The 23,380-nt window shown below is 55.6% G+C and carries 11 protein-coding genes and 1 pseudogene; 10 read left to right on the top strand and 2 right to left on the bottom strand.

From position 1 onward, the window contains the following. Window positions 1-207: 207 nt before the first annotated feature. The 10 genes and pseudogenes from OMP38_RS33265 to OMP38_RS36525 all read left to right on the top strand — a co-directional run. Window positions 208-2,670, top strand: a complete 2,463-nt coding sequence (locus tag OMP38_RS33265) for a winged helix-turn-helix domain-containing protein (RefSeq protein ID WP_277568859.1) — start codon at window positions 208-210, stop codon at window positions 2,668-2,670. 180 nt (window positions 2,671-2,850) lie between these two features. After that, a complete protein-coding gene (locus tag OMP38_RS35380; RefSeq protein WP_338130747.1) occupies window positions 2,851-5,811 on the top strand; it encodes an S-layer homology domain-containing protein in 2,961 nt (986 codons plus the stop codon). Between the two features lie 1,221 nt (window positions 5,812-7,032). Continuing rightward, a complete protein-coding gene (locus OMP38_RS36745) occupies window positions 7,033-7,356 on the top strand; it encodes a winged helix-turn-helix domain-containing protein (protein WP_477100093.1) in 324 nt (107 codons plus the stop codon). 252 nt (window positions 7,357-7,608) lie between these two features. Then, entirely contained in the window at window positions 7,609-8,802 is a 1,194-nt protein-coding gene (locus OMP38_RS33250) for a LuxR C-terminal-related transcriptional regulator (RefSeq protein WP_277568856.1), read from the top strand. Window positions 8,803-9,103: 301 nt separating this feature from the next. Next, window positions 9,104-9,454: an NHL repeat-containing protein gene (locus tag OMP38_RS33245; protein ID WP_277568855.1), complete on the top strand. Its 351-nt coding sequence runs from the start codon at window positions 9,104-9,106 to the stop codon at window positions 9,452-9,454. 193 nt (window positions 9,455-9,647) lie between these two features. Continuing rightward, on the top strand, window positions 9,648-12,299 hold the full coding sequence (locus OMP38_RS33240) for a cadherin-like beta sandwich domain-containing protein (protein ID WP_277568854.1): 2,652 nt from the start codon (window positions 9,648-9,650) through the stop codon (window positions 12,297-12,299). A gap of 75 nt (window positions 12,300-12,374) precedes the next feature. Next, a complete protein-coding gene (locus OMP38_RS33235; protein WP_277568853.1) occupies window positions 12,375-14,486 on the top strand; it encodes a hypothetical protein in 2,112 nt (703 codons plus the stop codon). After that, complete coding sequence (locus OMP38_RS33230) at window positions 14,443-16,428, top strand: autotransporter outer membrane beta-barrel domain-containing protein (RefSeq protein ID WP_277568852.1); 1,986 nt, start codon at window positions 14,443-14,445, stop codon at window positions 16,426-16,428. Before OMP38_RS33235 ends, OMP38_RS33230 begins: the two co-directional genes overlap by 44 nt. Window positions 16,429-16,591: 163 nt before the next feature. Continuing rightward, complete coding sequence (locus OMP38_RS33225; protein ID WP_277568851.1) at window positions 16,592-21,241, top strand: S-layer homology domain-containing protein; 4,650 nt, start codon at window positions 16,592-16,594, stop codon at window positions 21,239-21,241. A 167-nt stretch (window positions 21,242-21,408) separates the two neighbouring features. Then, a pseudogene (locus OMP38_RS36525) lies at window positions 21,409-21,729 on the top strand (SDR family NAD(P)-dependent oxidoreductase); the annotation flags it as partial. A gap of 102 nt (window positions 21,730-21,831) precedes the next feature. On the opposite strand, the gene OMP38_RS33220 reads toward OMP38_RS36525, so the two are convergent. Then, window positions 21,832-22,380 (bottom strand): PadR family transcriptional regulator, encoded by a 549-nt coding sequence (locus OMP38_RS33220; RefSeq protein ID WP_277568850.1) that lies wholly within the window; start codon window positions 22,378-22,380, stop codon window positions 21,832-21,834. Continuing rightward, a complete protein-coding gene (locus OMP38_RS33215) occupies window positions 22,377-23,219 on the bottom strand; it encodes a sialate O-acetylesterase (RefSeq protein ID WP_277568849.1) in 843 nt (280 codons plus the stop codon). The genes OMP38_RS33220 and OMP38_RS33215 overlap by 4 nt, the downstream gene beginning before the upstream one ends. Between the last annotated feature and the right edge of the window lie 161 nt (window positions 23,220-23,380).

Below are 23,380 nucleotides of genomic sequence, written 5' to 3'. Positions count from 1 at the left end.
AACGAAAGAAGCGGGAGCGTTATTGGCAAGCCGGCGTTTAAAATGCGCAGTACGCTACAGGAGAAGCGAGCATTTTGTCGAATTGTAGCCTATAGTAACGTTAATGTGGAGGGCTCCCCATGATCGTACGTACGAAGCTCTATATCCCCCCATGTGCGTCACGAGGTGGTGGCTAGACCGAGACTGACTCATAGGCTCAACGAGGGAATGCAAGTCAAACTGACGCATATCTCCGCGCAAGCCGGCTATGGCAAAACAACCGCGTTAAGCCAATGGGCGAAACAAGGCGACGCGCTTGTCGCCTGGCTTTCACTGGATGCGAGGGATAACGATTATATTCAATTTTGGAACGGCGTTACGGCTTCTATTCAGGAGGTAGTCCCAGGCTTTGGAGAGGAGATCTGCTCGTTCCTTGAAAAGGGGCTTGGGGCGTCCCGGGCGTATGCGGTGCCTTCGCTGCTGAACGATCTGGATCGGTTAACGAACGAGCTGGCTGTCGTTCTTGATGACTATCACTTCATCGAGAGCGCTATGATTCATGAATCTTTGGCTTATCTGCTTGAACATCTGCCCGCCCACGTTCATCTCTATATCGCGAGCCGCAACGAGTTGGCGATCCCGACCGCCAGACTTATGGCCAAGGGCGAATGCAATCTCATCACGATGCAGGAAATGCGCTTCCTGCTGGACGAAGGGCATGTCTTCTTCCGGGACATGACGGATTTAGGGTTAACTGCAGAGCAAGTGGCGGAGCTGCTTCATCAGACCGAGGGCTGGATCAGCGGCCTGGAGCTGGCGGCGATCTCTCTGAGGAACAGCGATAATATCGCTGAATCCATCCGTCAATTCAACGGGCGGCAGCATCATATATCGGATTATTTGCTGGAAGAAGTCTTCCGTCATCTAACGGAAGATATGCGATCCTTTCTCCTGGCAACGTCTATTCTAAGTCAAATGAATGCTTCCCTATGTCAGGCTGTAACCGGGCGGCAGGATAGCGAGCGCTATCTGGAGAGATTAGCGCAGTTGAACTTGTTCATCATCCCTCTCGACGATCAGCGGAGCTGGTACCGGTATCATCACCTGTTCTCGGACTTCCTGCAGCGTATGGGGGCGAGGACGGATACGAACGACTGGGCGCAGGCGCATGGGAATGCCGCTTGCTGGTTAGAGCGCAAGGGGCTGGACGAGGATGCGATGGAGCATTACCTGGCAGGACATCACTATGGGGATGCCGTTCGACTCATTGAGAAAAATCTGAATGCGCTGGTGCAGTCCGAGAGTATTGCGTTTATCAGATGGATGAAGGCGATCCCGGAGTCCTATTTTGCCGAGAAGCCCTTGGTCGAATTGTTCTATATCACGGTGCTATCGGGGACAGGGGATCATGAAGCGGCTTCTCTTCGAATCGGACAGGCCCGGGCTCGGTTCCAAGCGCTGAAGGATAAGCTGAGTGAGCCGGAATGGAAGCAAGCAATGGGCAATATTTACTTTTTCAGCGCGGTCGACGCTTTTCTGAAAAAGGACTTGGTCAAAACCTCCGAATACTATGAGCGATGTGAACGCTATATGCCGGAGGGCAGCGTCTTTCAAACGATGTGGCGCTACCAGTATGTCGGCTATAACCCCTTTACGGATTATTTGGCGCATATCAATGATCTTCATGCACTCGATGTGTTCCTATCCCGCTGGACCGATGCGTTGGGAAACAAGACCGCGTATCCGCTTGCGGGCACCTTCCTCGCCGCTTACAGCAAATTGCTGTACGAGTGGGATCGGCTGGAGGAGGCGGAACGGTATGCGAATCTGGCGCTTGGACGAAGGGATGTCCGGCCTTATGTACGGATCTTCACGCAGGTCGCCATCGGCGCTTCATGGATTCAACAGGCCTTAGGCCGACCGGACCGCGCTTCGGAGCTGCTCGCGGACTTGAAGTCGCAGCTCGACACGCCCGTATATCGATTGTTCATGCTGAAGATCGAAGCCGAGCAGGCTTGTCTGGCGCTGCGCCAGGGCGCTGTCGAAGATGCGCTCGCGTGGCTGCAGGACTGCGGCTTGTCCCATACGGACGAAGTCGCGCTCGATCAGGTGCAAGAGCATATGGCGTATGCCAGGGTGCTCGCGGCAGGCGGACGGCCGGAAGAAGCGTTGGGATTATTGGACCGGCTGAATGCGCTGCTGCGCAGGGAGGATCACCTCCGGGACCGAATCAAGGTGCTTATCCTGCAAGGCGTGACCTTGCAGCGCGCGAGCCGGGCAGCGGAGGCGCTGGCCAAGCTGGAGACCGCGCTGCGGCTGGCCGAGCCCGAAGGCTATATCCGGAGCTTCGCCGACGAGGGCGAGGAGATGGAGCTGCTGCTGTCAGCGTATGTGAAGACAAGGCCGAAGGCTCCCGCTCGAGTTGCGCCAGGTGATGCTTGGGCCTATGCCAAGCGGCTGCTTCAAGCGATGCAGTCCGCGCCGGAACCGATGAGAAGCGTGCTGACCGAGCAGGAAACGAAGATCCTGCAGCTGATCGCGGACGGCCTGCCGAATAAGGAAATCGCCCTTCGCCTGAACATTACGGGGGAGACCGTCAAGACGCACATCAAAAGCGTGTACAGAAAGCTTGAGGTAAACAACCGCGTTCGCGCCTTGCAGCGTGCTAGAGAATTAAGCATATTGGACTGACATCCTTCTCCCGCGCATCCCCCGGACGGGGGGATTTTTTTTTATCCCCTATCGTTTTATAGTAGGTTGAAGTTTCAAGAATCGACAAGAAGTCACCTGAATAAGCAGTCACCAGAATAAAGAAGTGGAGTGAATGACAAGTTGCTGAAGAAGGGCGCTATCCTTTTATTACTGGCGTTGATGGTATGGTCCTCATTTTCGTTTGCGTCGCCGGCTTCGGCCGATACGGGTTCCATTGACACGAGCAAGATGTTTAAGTGTGCAGATGAGCTTGACTATTGCAAGTTTCCGGGAACGCAGGTTGTCTATTTTGGCGCGAACGGAGCCTATAATTCTGCTACGTTTACCTCAGGTGTGGTATGTATGATCGATCATCTCCATGTCAGCGATCCCATCAATGGTGTAAAGAAAGCGTGTTACGTCGCCAAAGGGAGTGTGCAGTATTACAGCACTGGCGCTGCAACCGGGAGTGCGCCAACCGATAGTAATTCATATGAAGTGGGGGCAACTGTTACGGTTCCGGACCAAGGGGAGCTGGAGAGACCGGGTTTTATCTTCGCGGGCTGGAATACGATGTGGGATGGAACGGGGACTCTCTATCCTGCAGGCACTACTTTTACGATGGGGAATGCCAACGTAAGGTTGTATGACTGGTGGAAGTGGGGTGAGCCTGCAGCGTCCGTGTATAGTGGCACGGGAACAGCGAATGATCCGTTTCAGATTGCAACTCCCTTGCAATTAGATAAGCTCAGAAACTACTTCTTGGAGAGTGGCTTGTATTTCAAGCTCACGGCCGATCTGGACCTGAGCGATTATCAGTCAGGAGCAGGCTGGGAGCCCATTGGGGGAGAAAATACGCCATTTAGGGGGAATCTGGATGGCAATGGACACAAGATCACGAACCTCTTTATTGATAGGTCAGCCGGTTTTACAGGGCTATTTGGCTTTATTAACAACGAAAATGCCAGCGTGACCAATTTGAAACTAGTGGATGTGAATATTAAAGGATCTAACTACGTTGGTGGTTTGGCAGGTTGGAATAGCGGAATGATGAGCAACATCTATGTTACGGGAAGTATAACAGGCAGTATGAATACAGGCGGTTTGGCAGGTGGAAATGGAGGAGCAATTACCAACAGTTATGTTGCAGGAAGTATAACAGGAAGCTATACTACCGGCGGCTTCGTAGGCGTAAATTATGGTCCGATTGACCAAAGCTATCATACGGGAAGTATAACAGGGACCGATAGTGTCGGCGGCTTGGTCGGCGAAAATAACGCTCCAATCAGCAACAGCTATCATACGGGAAGTATAACAGGGACCAATAATGTCGGCGGCTTGATCGGTGATAATTATGCTCCGATTGACAAGAGCTATGCCGAGGGAAGTGTAACAGGAAGCAGTGCAGCAGGCGGTTTGGTCGGTAATAATTATGCTACGGTTAGCGATAGCTTCTATGACTCGGAAACAACGAACCAATCGGATACAGGCAAGGGCATTGGCTTATCGACTTTAGATATGAGGAAGCAAAGTACCTATGCGGGCTGGGATTTTACAAGCATATGGGGGATAAACGCGTCAGGCAATGACGGATATCCTTATCTGCGTGCGATACAAAAATTTGTGACTTACGATGGTAACGGCAGCGATAGCGGGGTCACACCGGCAGATAGCAGCTCGTATGAGCAGGGTGTCACGGCATCGGTGTATGGCAACACAGGCAGCTTGGCCAAGACGGGCTACACGTTCGCGGGCTGGAATACACAAGCGGACGGCAGCGGTACGGATTATGCCGCGGGCGTTTCGTTCACGATGGGGACGGCGGATGTGACGCTGTACGCCAAGTGGACGAAGAATCCTACGTACACTGTGAGCTATGATGCCAACGGAGCTACGTCCGGAAGCGCGCCGGCGGACAGCGGTTTGTACGAGCAGAACGCTGCGGTGTCGTTGTCCGGCAACGTCGGCGGCCTGGCGAGGACAGGCTACACGTTCGCGGGCTGGAATACGCAAGCGGACGGCAGCGGTACGGATTACGCCGCGGGCGCTTCGTTCACGATGGGGACGGCGGATGTGACGCTGTACGCCAAGTGGCTGACGGCGAATACATCCAGTGACAGCGACACGGGATCGACGGGACCAACGGGATCGGCGGCTGCCGGCAATAACGTCGTCTCGTCGGACGGTACGCTCACGCTTCCCGTCGGCAAGTCAGGCGAGGTTAGCCTGGGGAACCGGGTCAAGGTCGTGATCCCCGCCGATGCCTCGGGCAAAGCGCTGAAAATCACGATCCAACAAGTGACGGACACGCAAAGTCTGCTCACAAGCCATGACGTGCTGGCCACCCCGGTCTATGAAATTCTGAAAAGCTTCGCGGAAAACTTCGAGAAGGATATCACGCTGATCTTCACGTTTGATCCGCAATTGTTAAAAGGCAATCAAATCCCTGCCGTATTCTTCTATGACGAAGCAAAGAAGAACTGGGTCAAGGTCGGAGGCACGGTGAACGGGAATACGATTACCGTCAAGGTGAATCACTTTACCAAATTCGCGGTCTTCGGCGTAGGCGAAGGGGCAGACCCGACGGACGGCGCGACGCCGTCGATCAGCCTCAGCGACATCTCGGGACACTGGGCGGAGACGAAAATCAAGCAAGCGGTCGGCATGCAAATCGTCGGCGGCTATCCGGACGGGTCGTTCAAGCCGAATGCCGCGGTGACGCGCGCGGAATTCGCGGTCATGCTGATGAATGCGTTGAAGCCGCAGCAAGAGGGAGCGGCGCTCGCATTCGCCGATAAGGAGCGGATCGGCGCCTGGGCGCAGCGAGCCGTCGCGCAAGCCGTGCAGGCCAGCATCATTCATGGATACGAGGACGGCACCTTCCGTCCGAATGCGAAGATTACGCGTGCCGAGATGGCGGTCATGATCTCGAGCGCGATGGGACAGTCCGTCCAAGAGACGGCAACCGGCTTCGCGGATGACAAGGATATTCCGGCATGGGCCAAAGGAGCGGTCGCGGCCCTGAACCAGCTGGGCATCATCGAAGGCAAGGGCGCGAACCGGTATGCGCCGGGGAACCCTGCGACGAGAGCAGAGGCCGTGACGGTGCTGCTGAACATGCTGGCGCAAGCGAGTGGGTGAAAGAAAAGCTGGACGATAAGCTGGATTTGACGCTGGTGACGTCTGCGGAGCCTATATCCTCGACTAGTGAGGAACGCTGGATCAGGGACGTCAAGATGTTCCGGCGATCGTGGTCAGACATATCAAGGCACCCAACTCGGGTGTCTTTTGATTTCGCTCTATAGATGAGAAGATGAGACGGCGAACCTTATCATAAGTGACGGCGAATATTTTATCTGTGAATTCTTGCGAGGATTGTAACTTGAAATAGCTGCTGCTCGATGGGCTGCTGCCAGGTATGTAGGACTCTGGTTGTTATTGTCGAAATAGTAATCATTCGAATCAATGGCCTTCGAGTCGGTCGATGGGATATAGAATTTATCGTGGAGGGGTCCAGTTGATTGTTCAAACGAAATTATACATCCCCCCATGTACGTAACGCTTTAGTCCCTCGGCCAAGGTTGACGCACAAACTCGATGAGGGACTTCGAGCCAAGCTGACGCTGATCTCCGCTCCGGCCGGCTATGGGAAGACGACGGCGTTAAGCGAATGGGCGAGGCAATGCGGCATCCTGGTGGCTTGGCTGTCGCTGGATATACAGGATGACGAGTGGTTTTCGTTCTGGAGCAGCGTAACCGCTGCGATCCAGAAGAGGGTCCCCGGCTACGCCCGGAAGATCTGGCCGCTGCTGGAGAAGGGGCCGTCGGCGTCATCCGTGTCCTCGGAGCCTGCGATCTCCGCCATGTTGAACGAGCTGAATTTATTACCCGAAGCGCTCGCCATCGTGCTCGACGATTATCATGCGATCGAACATCCCGCGATTCAGAAGTCTCTTGGCTATATGTTGGAGCACCTGCCCCCGCACATTCATCTTTACATAGCGAGCCGTAACGATCTAGCTTTTCCTACCGCCAGGCTGATGACCAAAGGAGAAATGCAGAGAATCTCGGTACGGGATATGCGGTTTCGTCCTGAGGAGGGGTTGGTCTTCTTCCGGAATACGGCGGGTTTGTCGTTGTCCAGGGAGCAAGTCGCGGAGCTGTACGATCAGACGGAAGGATGGGTCAGCGGACTGCAGCTCGCGGCGCTTACACTGAAGAGCAGCGATAACATCGCGGAATCCATCAGGCAGTTTAACGGCCATCAGCATCATATCTCGGATTATTTACTCGAAGAAGTATTTTCGCGTCTATCGGAGGAGATGCGCGCCTTTTTTGCTCCGGACGTCTATTCTAAGCCGTATGGATCACTCCCTATGTCAAGCCGTTACGGGACAATCGAACAGCCAGGAGTACCTGGAGAGGTTAGAGCAGTTGAATTTGTTTGCGTTCCCGCTGGACGATCAAAGAAAATGGTATCGTTATCACCATTTACTGTCCAATTTTTTGCGGCAGCTGTTTGCCCGAACGGCTCCTGAATTATGGGAGCAAGCACATGTTCATGCGGCGCAGTGGCTGGAGTCTCATGGCTTTGAGGAGGAGGCCGCCGAGCATTATTTGGAAGCGAAGCAATACGATGATGTCGTTCGGGTGATCGAAAAAAATCTGCATGCTTTTTTTGCATAAAAAAGGTTGAAAAGCTAAGCAGGTGGGTTTTGCAATTGCCGGAAAGCTTCCTTTCGAAGAGGCCCTTGGTCGAAATGTTTTATTTATCCCTCTTAATCGGCATCAGGCAATGGGAGACGGCGATTCAAAAAATAGAGCAAGCAAAAATCCGCTATGAAGCTATGCAGGGGAGCATGGACGAGGCGGAATGGAAGCAATTGATGGGCAATATGTACTTTTTGTGCGCGAGCGCCTGTTATTTTCAAAAAAGATTTGAATCGTATCTCGGAATACTTCGAGCTCTCGGAGCGCGTCGCGCCGGAAGGCAGCTTCTTCGAATCTCTGGGGGACAACAAATATTACGGCTACGACGAATTCGACGATCATATGTCCTACATTAACGATTATCATGCCGCTGCCGCATTTATGTTCAAGTGGATTGAACATTGGGGAGACCAGCAAGTTCATCCGTCTGCCGCCATCTTTCATGCTTCATACAGCATGGTGCTGTATGAATGGAACCGAGTGGAGGAAGCCGAGGCCTGCATTGAACGGGTACTGACACCCAATTCCAGGCAACCCAATCCGAGGAGCTTGCTCCAAATTTACGTGAACGCTTCGCGTATTCGGCAATCGCTGGGCAATCCGACCCGAGCCGCTGAACTGCTGGAGCAGCTAAAATTACGGATCGAATCTCCGGATTTTGAGCGTTTTGTGCGGAAGATCGAAGCAGAGCAAGCTTGTTTGGCCTTACGGCAAGGGAATATGCGATATGCTGTAGAATGGCTGGATCGGTGCGGGATGGCTTCGACGGACGAGGTGTCGCTGAACGGCGCGGCGGAGCGGATGGCTCTCGCCAGAGTGCTCGCCGCATGCGGGCGGACGGAGGAAGCGATGTCGCTATCCGAACGATTGCAGCAGTTGTTCTGGAGAGAGGATCGTCTCCGGGATCGAATCAAAATGGTTATCTTGCAAAGCGTGACGCTGCATCGCACCGGTCAAATGCGGGAGGCGATCGGTCTTCTGGAGACCGCTTTGCGCCTGGCGGAGCCGCAAGGGTTCATTCGCAGCTTCGTGGACGAGGGCCAAGCGATGGCGGAGCTGCTGAACGCTTATTGGAGAGCGCATCAAGACCGTCGTTCAAGGGAGACGCCTTCCGTTCTAGTGGATTATGCCAATAGATTGCTTCGGGTGTTGAATAGCTTGCCAGATGAATCGGAAGCGCCGATTAAGGCAGGAGCAAGGGAACGCGGCTTGAAGGCATTCCCGGTTGAATGGTTGACGAATCGCGAGAGGGAGATTGTCGGTCTGATGGCCGAAGGGATGTCCAACAAGCAGATTGCGTCGCATTTGGGGATTACGGAAGGAACGGTCAAGAGTCACACAAACAATATTTATGGCAAGTTGGAGGTTCGTACGAGGGTGCAGGCGATCAAAAAGGCAAGAGAGCTCCTGCTGTTAGGCTAGACGATCCATTTCACGCTAGCGGACCATAGACGATCCCATTCGGGACATCGGCTATGGTCTGTTTTTGTTGGCGCGCGCGCAAGCTCTCGACTTCTTTTGACAAATAGAGAGTCTTTTCATGGTGTCTATAACTTTCTCTAGATGCGTCCTTGTCGGTTTTCTTATAACTTTGAATTTGGCACCGTTTCTTAAGGAGGAACAAGAATGCGTAACCCTTACAAAGTAAAACCGATTATAGCGTTTGTTATGGTTATCCTATTGACGGCGTTCCCATTGATCGATGGTTTCGGGGGCAAGGCCTATGCCGATAGCCGGAAGGTTATTGTCACGGTGGCGGGCACAGGAGCGAGGGGGGGCCTCGGGAGACGGAGGACCGGCGACGTCGGCCCAGTTGAATTCTCCTCAGAACGTCGTTTTCGACAGCGCCGGGAACATGTACATCTCCGATCAGAACGAGAACCGGGTCCGCAAGGTCGATGCGCTGACCGGAGAGATCGGCACGTTGGCGGGTACGGGAATCGGCGGCGATTCAGGCGACGGAGGACAGGCGGCATCGGCGCAATTGAGTTTGCCTTACGCCCTTGCGTTCCACGACGGCGATTTGTACATCGGGGGGATTCGGAACGGTCCGAAAGGTCGATTTATCCTCTAAAACGATCAGCACGGTGGCGGGCAACGGATATTGCAATGACGGTGCCGACATTGGAGATGGGGGGCCGGCCATATCGGCCAACCTATGCTGGATCCGGGGCCTTGCGTTTGACAGCCATGGCAATATGTATATCTCGAGCACGAACGATGCCCGCATTCGGAAGGTTGATGCGTCGACAGGAATCATCAGCACGGTGGCAGGTACGGGAGACCAAGGCTATTCGGCGGTCGAGACGTCCGCGGCGTTGGCACCCTTAAGCGCGGTGGCCGGATTGGCCGTGGACGACGAAGACAATCTGTATATTGCCGAGGAATACTCCATAAGCGCGGGCGGATTTATTCGCAAAGTAGATCCGTCAGGCAACATCAGCATTGTGGCTGGAGGAGGCAACATGGAGACGGGTCCGGCTACTTCCGTTGATTTAAACGGTCCGATCGGCATGACCTTCGACAACGGCGATCTCTTTATCTCAACTTACACGACGATACTTAAATTAGACCTGACTGCAGGCACGATCAGCAAAGTTGCGGGATCCGGGCTTACCGGCTATTCGGGAGACGGGGGTCCCGCCTCCGCTGCCAATTTATTTTCACCTAACGGCGTCGCCTTTGACGGCGATGGTTATCTGCATATTGCGGATACAGAGAACCATGTGGTCCGGAGAATCGGCGAGTCCAATGATGCCGGCTTGAGCAGCCTGACCTTGTCCAGCGGCAGCCTGAGTCCGGGGTTCTCTTCGGGAACCACGGACTACACGGCCGTCATACCAAGCAGCGAGAGCAGCATTACGGTCACGCCGACCGTCAGGGACAGCTACGCAACGGTGGAGGTCAACGGTACGGCGGTAACGAGCGGCATGGAATCTGCCGCTATCGACTTGAGCGTGGGAGACACCGTGGCGATCGTCGTGACGGCAGAGGATGGCACGAAGAAGACGTACAAAGTGACACGGACGTCGCTCAGCAATGCGAACCTGAGCAGCCTGACGTTGTCGAGCGGCGTCCTAAGCCCGACGTTCGCGCCGGGCACGACGAGCTACGCGGCGAGCGTGGCGAACGGCGTGAGCAGCATCACGGTAACGCCGACGGTAAGCGACAGTAACGCGACGGTGAAGGTCAACGGAACGACGGTGACGAGCGGTGCGGCCTCGGGTGCCATTAACCTGAGCGTCGGGGACAACCCGATATCGGTCGTCGTGACGGCGGAGGACGGCACGACGACGAAGACGTACGCCGTGACGGTGACTAGAGCGCCAAGCAGCAACGCGAGCCTGAGCAGCCTTACGTTGTCGAGCGGCGTCCTAAGCCCGACGTTCGCGCCGGGCACGGCGGGCTACACGGCGAGCGTGGCGAACGGCGTGAGCAGCATCGCGGTAACGCCGACGGTGAGCGACAGCACGGCGACGGTGAAAGTCAACGGAACGACGGTGACGAGCGGTGCGGCCTCGGGTGCCATTAACCTGAGCGTCGGGGACAACCCGATATCGGTCGTCGTGACGGCGCAGGACGGCACGACGACGAAGACGTACGCCGTGACGGTGACTAGAGCGCCAAGCAGCAACGCGAGCCTGAGCAGCCTGACGTTGTCGAGCGGCGTCCTAAGCCCGACGTTCGCGCCGGGCACGACGAGCTACGCGGCGAACGTGGCGAACGACGTGAGCAGCATCACGGTTACGCCGACGGTGAGCGACAGCACGGCGACGGTGAAGGTCAACGGTACGACCGTGACGAGCGGTGCGGCCTCGGGAGCGATCAACCTGAGCGTCGGGGATAACCCGATATCGGTCGTCGTGACGGCGCAGGACGGCACGACGACGAGCACGTACGCCGTGACGGTGACGCGAGCTGCGACGATTGCCAGCGGCGACAGCGTCAGCAGGAGTACGAATGCAAGCCTGAGCGGCTTGACGCTGTCGAGCGGGAGCTTGAGCCCGGCGTTTGCAGCGGGCACGACGGGCTACGCGGCGAGCGTGGCGAACAGCGTGAGCAGCATCACGGTTACGCCGACGGTGAGCGACAGCACGGCGACGGTGAAGGTCAACGGTACGACGGTGACGAGCGGTGCGGCCTCGGGTGCCATTAACCTGAGCCTCGGGGACAACCCGATATCGGTCGTCGTGACGGCGCAGGACGGCACGACGACGAGGACGTACATCGTGACGGTGAAGCGAGCAGGCGATAGCGCCTCGCCGCCAGCATCGCCGGGCCCTCTTCTCAACGATGCCATCACGAACGTTAAGAAAGTGAAGGAAGCCGCTCTGGCTGCGCTTAACCGGACAGCTCCTGAGCCGTTCCCTGATGTCTCGGCGGGCAACTGGAGCTATCAGTCGATCGAAGTCGCCCGGCAGCTTGGCATCGTCCAAGGAAGACCGGACGGCAGCTTCCACGGCAGCGAATCGATTACCCGCGCAGAGTTTGTCGCGATGGTGGCGAAGGCTTTGTATCTCGACACGACAAGCGAGCGGGGCACAACGTTCTCCGATACGCAAGGTCACTGGGCTGCGACCGCAATTGAGACTTTGAAAGCTGCCGGCGTGATCGAAGGCGTAGGCGCGGGTTCGTTCAAGCCTGATCAGCCGATTACCCGCGCCGAGATTTCAGCGATCCTGGCACGGTTGATGGTTTTCGACCAGACGACTGGCAACGCCTATTTCTCGGACACGAGCGCTAACTGGGCGCGTCCATATATCGAGCGGATAGCTGACGCGGATATTGTGAGAGGCGCGGGCGACGGCAAGTTTTATCCGAACGCCTATACGACTCGCGAGCAGGCGGCAGCGATGATTGTTCGAATGCTGACCGTATGCCGAAATGTCGATTTGCAGTTGATAGACCTTTCCAAATAGCTCGTTATCGAAAGGCACAGATTCTCGCATCCGAGAGCTGTGCCATTGGCCTAGTTCTATCAATAGGAGGACGCCATGAACCGATTGCAATTATACCTGAGAACAAGAATCGCTACGAAGCTGGTATCGGCGACCCTATCGATTGTACTCCTATTCGCGATGCTTCCGCTCACCGCATCAGCGGAGACCGTTGTTGCCGCGGCCGATATCACGATCGAGACGGCCGCTCCGATGAACGGAGCGAGCATGGCCGATGGAACGATCGCATTCGGCGGCGGAACGGTAACGGATGTAAAGTGGTCCGCGAACGGAGCCCAATATGCTGCGGCCAGCGGCAGCTTTGCGCAAAGTACGATCTATCAGACTCGTTATATATTTACGGCGGATTCGAACCATGTATTTGATCCGGCACCCGGCGCGTATCAGAAGGACGGTGCGCAGGACTTGTCGAGCCGTATCACCAATCTAGGTTCGGCGACGTTCACGGCGATCGTAAGTCAGGCGTTCACGCTGAACGATACGCTAACCGTCGTGGTAACATGGCCCAATGCGACGATCGAGCCCGCAGACATCTGGATCGGTACGAACGCTCCGGTCAAAGGCGCGGCCATCGAAGACGGCACGAATACGTTCAAGCATGCCACCGCCGTTATTACCTGGTCCGCTACGGGCGGATCCTTCAGTCCGGCGAGCGGCAACTTCGCACCCAGCACGAATTATTACACGAAATACGTCATTACGGCCGACGCAGGGTACGCATTCGACAATACGAGCCGCATCTACCAGGACGGGGCAAAGTCTTTAACGAGCCGCATCGCCAATCTAGGTACGGCCTTTCTGGCCGGGGCGTCCGTCTCGACGCAAGTGCGCGCCAATGACACCTTGACTCTCGTCGTGATGTGGGATTCGACAGCGAACGCATCGGGGCAGACTCTCATCGGAGCCGCCGACATCCTGATCGGAACCGCCGCACCGGCACCGAATGCTCAAGTGGCGGATGGAACGAACGTATTCAACCGCGGAACGTTCGATTATGTGGAGTGGAGTCAGACGAGTCCCTTCAAGTCCCTGGATGTTGGGGATCCATTCGTCTCCCTGATGACCTATAAAACGGGATACCATCTTCTCGCGGCGAACGGTTATGCATTCGACACGCCCGGCGCGTACAGCAAAGGTGGAGCAAGAGACTTATCGAGTCGGATTGCGAACCTCGGCACGGGCACGTTTTACGTCTACAGTCCTGACGGAGATGATTTGTACATCGAAGTGACCTGGCCGAAGACGGGAATCCTCGTACCGAACGATATCTCGATTGGCACGCTAGCGCCGGTTGCGGAAGCGAGCATGGCGAACGGAGCAAATACGTTCAGTCATGCATCATCCATCGTCACGTGGTCCGCCGACAACGGCACAACCTACAATTCGGCCAGCGGTGCCTATGCCTATGAGACCACTTACAAGACGAGATACGTCATCGAGGCGGCAGCCGGCTACTCCTTCGACCCCGCTGCAGGCGTATACGGAGCAAGCGGCGCGAATTCGTTGACGAGCCGCATCGCCAATCTCGGTTCGGGCGCCTATACGGCGGTCGTATCCGGTGCGTCGAATAACACGTTAACGATTGAAGTCACCTGGCCGAAGACGACCGCGGCTGCGCTAACAACCATCGCCGCTGCGGGGCTGTCGATCGGAACGGCTGCGCCGGCAACCGGGGACAGTATTGCGAACGGCACGAATTCATTCGGGCATGCAAGCGCAAGCGTGACGTGGTCGAATGACAATGGCGTCACTTACGCTGCGCCGAGCGGCACGTTCGCGCCTGGGAAGACGTATAAGTCGAAGTACGTACTGACTGCGGACGCGGGCTATATCTTCGATTCGGCGGCTGGCGCGTACGACGCGATTGTCATCGTGAATAGGGGAGCCGGTACGTTCACGGCTCAAGTATCGACGTCGAGCACAGCCAACGACACCTTGACGATTACGGTGACTTGGCCGGCAACAGCCGCCGCTGCGATCGTCGTTGCCGATCTTGGCATCGGGACAATTGCCCCTGTGGCCGGACAGACAATGGCGGATGGCACGAACGCATTCGCTCATGCGACCGCCAACGTCACATGGTCAAGCAATGGCGGCGCAAATTATGCGGCAGCCGGCGGCCTTTTTTGCGCCCAATACGGTCTATAAGACGAAGTATGTGCTGACTGCGGCAGCCGGCTATCGATTCGATCCGGCGGTTGATGCCTACCATTCCGTTGCCATTGCGAATCTCGGCACGGGCTCCTTCAGCGCCGACGTGACTTCGGGCGCGGCGACGAGCGACACGTTGACGATTATTGTGACATGGCCGACGACGGGCGCGGCAACGATCTTGTCTTCGGACATCGCGATCGGCACGGTCGCTCCGGCGACAGGCGCGGCGCAGACGAACGGCACGATTGCTTTGACGCATGCAGACGCGAACGTAGTCTGGTCTGGAGATGGCGGCACGACTTACGCGGTAGCCAGCGGCACATTCGCCGCGGTGACGAGCTATAAGACCAAATACGTGCTGACAGCCTCGGCGGGCTACGCCTTCGATTCGGCTGCGGGCGCATACGACCAGAACGGAGCGAGAGATCTGACGGGTCGAATCGCCAATCTGGGCGCGGGCACGTTCGCCGCGACCGTATCGACGGCAAGCTCGTCCAACGATACGCTGACGGTTATTGTCACGTGGCCGACTACGGCCCCCGCCACGATCGTGCCAGCGGACATCTCCATCGGAACGGCGGCTCCGCTGACGGGAGCCGCTCAAGCGGATGGAAGCAGCGTCTTCAATCATGCGACCGCGAGCATCGCATGGTCAGCCGACAATGGAAGCTCCTATCAGCCTGCGAGCGGGACATTCTCAATCGGGACGAGCTATAAGACCAGGTATGTGCTCACTGCCCTAACCGGCTATCAATTTAACGCGACAGCGGGGGCATACAATACGATCGGCATTGCCAGCCTGGGCGCGGGCGCATTCACGGCCCAAGTGTCGACGACAAGCCTGGCTAACGATACGCTGACGATTATCGTCGCCTGGCCGGCAACGGCAATTAGCGATAAGGTAAAGATCAGCTTGAACAATACGGCTGACTTCCAGGCTTATTCAGGCCATACGCTCATTCCCGCGCAGGGTTTATCCGTCGCAGCGGCAGATGATTACAGCATTACGCTGGTGAACGATTCAATCGATACGACGAATCCGTCCGCGCCGCTGACTGCGGCAATGGTCAAGAGCGTCAGGGTCTTAGACGGTCAAGGCAACAATGCGCTGAAGAACGTACAAGTCGTGTCGAGCGGCGTTGCCCAGAATCATCCGTGGAGCCTGACGATTACGATCGGCAAGAATACGACCTCAGCCGCCAGAACGATCACAGTGACGGTAGATACCGCCACCGCCCAGCGAATCGATATTCGCAATCTGGCCGGCTTCACGAATCCGACGATCGATTATGCGAACCAGCCGAATCCAAGAAGAGCGTATCCTTATGAATACGGCAACTACTATTACTTTCTGCCAGGCGACCTGCTATCCATGCAGACGTCGTCGATGGGGCTGATTCCGGCTGGCGTTCAGCTCGTGGGCAAAAGCTCGTCGAAAACGTCGCCTTTGACGAATACGCTGTTCAATACGTCGACCTATCAATTCCGCTATACCTTCACGATGCCGAGCGAGCCTGTCTTCATGTCGGTGACGTCCACGGACGGCAAGGCCGCGCATAGCATCCTGGCACGAGCCACGATCCCGGGCGTCGTATTGCCGGCGTTGTCCGGGGGCGCGACCTTCGTGCAGGCGACCGCGAGGGCGCTTGCGACGGATCATTCGGGCGACATTGTGACCGTCAATCCAGGCAGCTACGATCATCGGATGTACAAGATTACCGGGATTGAAGTACGATCCGAGCTGCTGAATGTCGTATTGCCCTCAACGTCGAACGGGGATGGCACCTATTCGTTCGCGATGCCGTTCACCGATGCGGTCGTGACGGTTCTCGTCGAGCGGATCGTCTCGAATCCGATAGAAGTAGAGGTTGCGAATCATAGCGGGGCGCAAGTGACCCAGGATCTCGAGGCTTTTTTATGCGGGCGATACGATTAATTTACATATCGTCAACACGGATCAGACGAAATATGTATCGAACGTTCAGATCTGGCGCGTGTTCGAGAACACGAGATCGCTTTACAAGCAGGGGAAACCGTCCGATCCCTACGCTTCAAGGATCGATTTTAGCATCAAGCCCGTATCCTCAAGCACTGAGTTAGTGGCTGGGGCTACGATAAAAGCGATCGTCAACTTCGAAGATATCGCGATACCTGTAACGACGAATAGCAACGCACAATTTTCGAATTATCCGGTCAAGGTAAAAATCAATGAAGCGATTCCGCTCACCTTTGCGCCGCCGGAGGATCCGAGCAAGATCTACAAGCCGCAGGTCAAGTTCCGGGATGCGCTTAATCCGGGCCTCACATCCGTATATCCGTGTACGTTTGTGAGGACAGACGCGCAAGACCAGACGAAGAGCGTATATACGTGCCCGGCTGTCACGAAGAGCTCCACCCAATCCGTCGAATTGCTGTACGATTCGACGAATATAGAATCCATTCCAGGTGCAGTCAAAACCAAAACGATGGCATCCATCGCGCCGAACTCCAAGCTGGCGGGCATATTCAAATCCATTGTGGTGTATGGAACGAATATGAATGGCCGAGGAGAGGTGCTGCTGGGCACGTCGCCTAATCCGACAGTGCCGGCGACCGTATCCCAAACGACATCCGCATCGCTGGTCGTCAGCGTACCTGCCGGCATGCTGTCCAACAGTACGGATGTTACTTATTATATTTCCATTAACGGCGTACAACGATCAGTCACGATCGCAACGGCTCAGAACTTGAGCCATACCGCGTTCGGGAGTATGGCCGTCGTATCCGACAATCAATTCAAGCATTCCGTCATCGTGGCGCAAAGCGAGAAGGAATTGACCCAGCAGCTGGGGGGGCGCAATCCGATCGTCAAATTGAAGGGCAGCTTCACGGCAAGCGCGACCGTGACGGGCGAATATGCGTTCAGCGGAACGACCATCATTAACGGCGGGCTGACGAGCTACCTGCCAACCGGTCAGAGCAAGCTGCGGGTTCGCGACGATGCCGGCGGCGGTGTCACGATCACGATGGACAAGGTCACCCTGGTCGCAGGCGCGTTCAACCTTCTGTCCGAATCCGACGCTTCGATCGAGCTTGAGAAGGGCGTCCAGTACGTGACCGAGTATGCGAAGGACCCGGATGGGGAGCTGCTGGACCCTGACAAGCAGAATGTCGAGATCGCATTTGATAACCGGAACCAACTGACCGTTCTGGGCAGCGGAATGACAGCCAAAATTACCGGAGCTGCGCTGCTTGGCAATGCGATGATGTTCGACGGCAAGGTATACTTCGGAATGGCGCTGCCGGGCAGCAGCAACGTGGGGTTCGGTCTCAATATCGACCGGCTTCAATACGGCGCGGACGGTCAGGGAAGCTTGAGCTTCCAAGGGGTCAAGGCGGACGGTTACTTCACCCCCGGCAACGATATGTCCAAGAAACTGCTCGGCGGCTTCGGGTTGGGTGCAACGGCCGAAGGTTCGATCGATACGTTCGAGAGCGAGTACTCCGTTGCCCTTGACGTGGACGCGAAGCTGGCGAATTTCGCGGCGAACATGAGCCTGAAGAAGAACAGCGCGACCGGTCAGTTTATTCCGGACACGATCAAGATCGTCGTCGGATTAGGCGACGGCATTCCGGTAACGCCCGCGCTGCCGATCGCGAAGTTGACCAGAGTCGGCGGCGGCGTCTCGGGTCTGGCGGACACGATTACAGGCAACTATAAAGGCGTGGCCCCGATCTTGATTCTGATCAACGGCGACCTTGAAGTAGGGAGCTTGATTCCCGGCAATGGCCTGCTTGAGTTCAGCGACGTACAGCTGGCGATCGGACCTTCCCAGATCAGCCTGTCGGGGAATCCGAAGCTGCTCAAGATGGAAGTCTTCGATAAGTTCCAAGCAGGTATCTATGTGACCAATACGTCTGTATCGTATCAAATGCAAGTCGCCGCCAATATTCTGAAGAACTTCTCGGTTATTCTGGCAGGCGGCAATGCCAACCTCACCTATTACAGAGGCGGCAGCTACAATTTGAACGGTCAGCTGTATGGTCGCCTCCAGATACCGGAGATCGAAGTCGGGCTGTTCTCCATTGGTCCGTATACGTTGCTCAACAGCAACATCGGCCTTAGCGATACGAACGCCTATGCGACGTTCAGCGTGCTCGGCTTCGGGCTCAAGGTGAACTATGCGTATGGAAGCGGCTCTGTCGGCGTGGGGCGGCGGACCCTGCGTTCGATACAGTCGGAGCAGACAGGGCAAACTGTGTTCGATGAGAACGGCAACGCGGCCGGGCAGATTAATGCCTTCTCCAACGTAAGCTTGGTCGCATCGAGCGACTCGACTGGCCGATTACGGACGCTTGCCCTTACGCCCTCGATCTCGACGAACGACTCGGGTACGGTTCATACCGTGTCGTTCCCGGAGGGCTTGACGGATGATTATGCCGTACTCGTCTCCGCCGATTCGGAAGATATGAGCATCTTAGACCCCGATGGCAATCCGTACGGCTTGACGTATCCCGTAACATTGGCTGACGGAACGCCTTTCTATGACGACCCGAATGCGAATGCCGCAGTCGTGTCCGACAACACGATTATGATTCGCTTGGGCAGGCAACCCGGAGATTGGACGATCTCTTCGAGCCAGTCTTTTGACAGTTCGGTTATCGCCATTGCGCCTGTTCCGAAGATCGCCGGCACGACGTACGATGCGGGCACCCGCACGGCAAGCTGGGATCTGACAGGTCTCGATACGGAGACGGAAGACTACCGGGTCGAAGTTCGGTTGTCGACGGACAACGGCGACGATCCGACGCAGACTGGCGCGGGCGTGCTTGTCCATACGGTCGATATCGTTGCCGGGCAAGTGACGGACGGAATCGCAGGGGGCAGCTACGCCTTCACGGCGCAAGACTTAAGCTACTTGCAGAGCGGGCAGTATTACCCGAGGGTGACGCTGATCGGAACGCCGAAGAGCGATGCGTCCAGGACGATTCCGTATGCAAGTTTGAACGCGAAGCAAGCCATGGACGTCGTCAATCCGCTTGCGCCCGACTCGGTCAGCGCGGTATCGGTATCGGCGGGCGGCGGCGGCACGATCCATGCAACCTGGAGCGCCGTCTCCAATGCGCACGGTTATCTGATTCGCTTGCTTGATGCCGATGGCAACGCGGTTATGTCGCCTCTGAAGTATACGGATGAGATCGGCAGCGACGGCAATCCGACGGGCAACCAAATCGCGCATGCAGGCAGACCAATCGAGTATCAAATCTCCGCCGACGATGCGGTTGGCGGCGCATTCGCTATTGACTTCGGCGGGATGGAGCCGGGCAACAGCTACAAGCTTGCGGTGACGCCATATGCAAGCGCGGACCCCTCGGATTCCAACGCGTCTTCTATTTATGGCGCTTCGACGGTTACAGCCGTCGTCGACGTGCCGCTGGTCAAGACGCCCGTCATTCATGTGGCACCGAGCTTGGGCGCGATCTCGAGCGATTCGCTGCTGGGCAACGTGCTTACGGTGAACGGCGACTTCAAGCTGGATGTGGCGACCACTTACGTGAGCGCCGAGGACGGACAGTCCAGGGACCTGAACGCGAAGTTCACAGTGTGGCAGAGCGACGGTACGATCGACGCAGTCACGAATATGCCGAATTTTAATCGAATCTACATCAGTTCCGATTATGAGCCTCGGATATCCGTGCCGATCTCTGTCGATGGCGATGCCGGTTCAAGCCTGATACGGATCGTGGCCGAGAATGATCAGGGCGACGTATACGAGTATGGTCTGGCCGTCCATTACAATCATCTTCCGCCTGCTTTGTTCGTCGAAACGGGGCCGGACGGCAAGATTGTGACCGATTCGGAAGGTCGCTATCAGATTCAAGGCAGTACGGTGCCGTATGCTACCGTGTTGGACAGTCGGGGAAGTCGTACGACGGCGGACAATATGGGCAAGTTTAGCATGAGCGGTACGTTAAACGCGGACAAGAAAACTTATATCACGCTAACGGCGATCGATTATGTGGGCAACCTTTCCCAAGACGATGTCACAATTGTGAAAGGCAACGAGTCTGACGATCCAGGAACGGACCCAGGCACGAATCCAGGCACGGACCCGGGCACGAATCCGGGCACGAACCCAGGCAAAGACGGCGTACCAGCGGGTACCGGACAAACCGATGGCTCGACGGACAATGGCAATCCGCCCAAGTCCACGTTCAAGGATGTGCATGCCGAAGCGCCTTGGGCTGAGGCGGCCATTGAAAAAGCTTACAAGATGGGTCTTGTTGCCGGCCGAGCGCCTGAGGTATTCGCTCCGAACAGCGATACGCGAAGAGCCGAAGCGATCGCGATGCTTGTACGAGCGAGGCAGTTGACCATCGGCAATCAGGCCGACCTGGACGCGGCTGCGGCGTTCTTCGCCGATTGGAACGAACTGGCCGAATGGAGCAAGCCTTACGCTGCCGCCGCTTACGCGAATGGGCTAATATCCGGCTCAGCGCATAATGGCAAGCATTATGTCAAAGGAAGTTCGTTCGTTACGCGAGCGGAGATTGCGGTGTTGTTCCAGAATGCTTATCAATTGAAGGCGGATGCAAGTAACCGCAAGACATTCTTAGATCGGATTCCGTCATGGGCGGCGAACAGCGTGGAAATTCTGGCGTCAAATGGCGCGATCAACGGGTACCCGAATGCAACGTTCATGCCCGGGTCTAATGCGACGCGAGCAGAGGTCGTGTTGATGTTAATGCGCTTGATCGAACGGGAATAAGAATAGGGGGCGAGTGTTCGCGGCGACGCGGAGCTCGTCTTTTCTTTGCAATTCAATCCGTCAGGCAACGTTACTCTAGGGCAGTTGGCGGTCGAAATTGGAAATCGGAATAGTTCCAATGTCCAAACGGCTCGACATTGATTTCATAAGCGAAGGCACCCGACTGGGTGCCTTTTCAATTTCGCCGTCTAGATGATACATCGAACCAGCGGAATTCTAAGCGCAACCGCTTATTTTTCGCGGCATTACCGCATATCCTTAAGAACCATGAGGGTGCAATCGTAAATATCTCTTCCGTAAATGCACAGATGCCCGAATTGTTATTGCCAATTTACGGCACGACCAAAGCGGCGCTTAATAATTTGACGAAAATGCTGGCTGGCGAGTTTGGACCTCGTCGTATTAGAGTGAACTCGATCTCGCCTGGACCGGTAGTAACGCCTTTGCGGCAAGACCCTGAAAACGGAATGGCCAAAACAATCAGTTCAATGGCAGCGATGGATGCCGAAAAGTGTTTGAAGAGCTGCCTAAAATGGGTGGTTTCACATTGGGGAAATTTGCAGTGGAAGGCCCCCTCGCAACAGGGGGCTTTATGCAACAGGTCCCTCTATAGCCTCTATAGCTGTCTTCAATTGTTCAAACCACGCCAAGTTAACCAAGTGATGGGAAAGGGAATTTTCGTTCATGCGGCGGTAGTAATCGATTGTGCCGGGGAGTTCTTGTGAGTTGGACAGGTACGCATCAAGAAGGGCGATTCGGGCTCTCGTCTGGTCGATTTGCGATTGGATCAGCGCCAGCAGTTTGTTTTTGTCGTATTCATCGGCAAAGAGGAGCGCCCCATAAAATTGCAGGTTCACATATTCCGACTTGGTGCCGTATTCGACCATTAACTTTTCGAATTCAGCCATTCCCGAGCCGGTGACTTTATAGCTCCGAATTTCGCGGCCACTGGTTGAAGGATTCTGCTGAACCTGTTCAATCCAGCCTTTTTCCTCAAGCTGCTGCAGATTGTAATAAAACGAGCCTTTCGTGAAGCTTACGATATATTGGTAATGGCGTTTTTCCATGAGGGCCAGTAGTTCATAGCCGTGAGCGCCGGGGTTTTGGATAAGCAAGCCAAGGATGAGTAAGGGGATCAAGGCTGCATAACCCTCCCGATCTTCGCCTCGTATTCCGCGTACGTGATTCGACCCGAAGCCAAATCCATGCTATTCAGGTAGATCTGTTCTGTTTTCGAATATTCGCGCGCCACTTTCAGCGACTGCTCCTCACCCGGGATGGGCTCCAGGACATGACACTTTTTCGAAAAAGCTTCAAAATAGCGGTAGCCGAACTTGCGCTGCGAGACCGCGTCTAAATGAATGCCGTCAGGATTCGCGGTCAACTCCGCCGCTGTTACAAAATAACAATTAGGCTGCTCGTTAGCGAAGCGCTGCAATTGGTCATTGACCTGCCGATATTCTGTCGCATGCTGTCCAAAACCGGTCTTCCCAAGGAAATCGCCAAGTCCGCCAATGATCAACGGCACCTCCTCAAGATTCAATTCGTTTCTTAGCGTCTCGATGATAAAGGTTAATTTCCCGTAATAAGTTTCATGCAGCGAACGATAACTGTCGCTCTCGCCCTGGTGCCAAAGGATTCCGCAGATTTGACTGGACCGCAAAGCGAAGCGGGCCTCGGACAAAGCATGCTGAAACAGGATGCCTTCCGGATGCCAGTCGTTCAAGGAACTGCCGCCTTCCGCACAAGGAATCAACCCGATTTCTTCATCGGGATTGGCCCTCGACCAGGCATCGGCGAAAGACGCCGCCAGGCTGACACCGGCAACCGGACGGTCATAATTAATCGGCTCTGTCATCATCTGCCACTGCCCATTGCGCAGCATTTTGATTTTCTCATTATAGATAGGGTCGACTTCCTGCAACCATCCACGGCCTGCCATATTAGACTGACCCAACATTAAAAACGATTTTATCATTTAACCTTCACTCCTTTCATAACGATTATGGTCTAATTGGACTAAAAATATTATATAGTCTAATTAGACTGTTGTCCATGAAGAGGACTAGGATCTTCGCAGCGATAGGGCCATCCCGTCGGATGGCCCTGAACTTGCATATAAGGTTTGTTCAGATTCCC

Origin of the sequence: Cohnella ginsengisoli (assembly GCF_029525555.1) — a bacterium.
GTDB classification, from domain to species: Bacteria; Bacillota; Bacilli; order Paenibacillales; family Paenibacillaceae; genus Cohnella; species Cohnella ginsengisoli.
This window is presented reverse-complemented; position numbering and strand designations above follow the sequence as displayed.